The organism is Mesorhizobium sp. M4B.F.Ca.ET.089.01.1.1 (assembly GCF_004022605.1).
In the GTDB taxonomy this organism is placed as follows: Bacteria; Pseudomonadota; Alphaproteobacteria; order Rhizobiales; family Rhizobiaceae; genus Mesorhizobium; species Mesorhizobium abyssinicae.
In genome coordinates this window covers 1-896 of sequence record NZ_RZOS01000986.1, presented here as the reverse complement: position 1 = coordinate 896, position 896 = coordinate 1, and the positions used below count along the sequence as shown (strand labels likewise).

Annotated in this window: 2 protein-coding genes; both read left to right on the top strand. The window is 59.0% G+C overall.

Annotation, left to right across the window (positions count from 1 at the left end):
• The first annotated feature begins 209 nt into the window (after positions 1 to 209).
• A complete protein-coding gene (locus EN780_RS35530; protein ID WP_128276558.1) occupies positions 210 to 407 on the top strand; it encodes a hypothetical protein in 198 nt (65 codons plus the stop codon).
• Positions 408 to 573: 166 nt separating this feature from the next.
• The gene (locus EN780_RS35525; RefSeq protein WP_128276557.1) at positions 574 to 786 is read left to right on the top strand and encodes a hypothetical protein; all 213 of its coding nucleotides are present in this window, start codon (positions 574 to 576) and stop codon (positions 784 to 786) included.
• Positions 787 to 896: the final 110 nt, after the last annotated feature.

Sequence of the window (896 nt, the reverse complement as noted above, 5' to 3'; positions counted from 1 at the left end):
ACTAAGGCCGCGTTCTCCGGCAGCTCCAAAGTGGCAGTACGCAATCTCAATGCTGCGCACGGTACGGCTGGCCCCTGCCCGGGCGTGCAACCCTAAAGGGTTCTCCTCTCCGCTTCGCTCTGTTGCGACCGCTGGCGCGGTGCACTTGGCAGTTCCAGCCGTATTCGAGCTCCGCGATTGCGCACAACCAATTTTGGAGGATCTACCTCATGAGAACGCTCGTAACCTTCTGCCAGAAGACCGGCCGCCGCCTTCGTCTGTATATCAATCGGCAGATCGCCAAACTGTCGCATAAGGGCCAGTTGAGGATCTCCGTCGCATTCTCTCTTCCGTTCCTCGCCAAGCTCGAGGTGAGCTATCAAGTGCAGTTCGACGAAAAAGCCGACAACGACAACAAGCCGAAATGACCGGCGGCGCCGCGCCCTGCCAAGCAGGGCGCGGCTTCCTGACGGCTGACGTGCGCGGCGAGAACGAGCAGGACGGCGATTGACGATGACGTGAAGGGTTCGGCCGACTTGACTCTTTTGTTCCTATTTTGTTCCCTGTGGCATGCGCACGAAAGAGAGGTGCCCAATGTACAAGGAAATTTCCCTGACAGTGGCTGAGGAAGTCGAATTGCAGCATGCGGCCGAAAAGCTGATTGCACTCCACGGCGGCGACATGCTGAAAGCTCTCAAGGCTGCGATGCTCCACAACGGCTATCTTGAAGGCCAGATCGAACAGATCGCCGAAGCAGTCCCGGGGCTCATCAAGATCCACTACGACGGCCCTATGGCTTCGAACTAGGCGGCCTGATGCATGCCGAGAAATTATCCGGCCAGGATGACGATCTGGAGCGCGACGTCGACGCTGTCATCGTCTCCTGTGACGGCGACGCGAGAGCCGCGGTTCGCGCC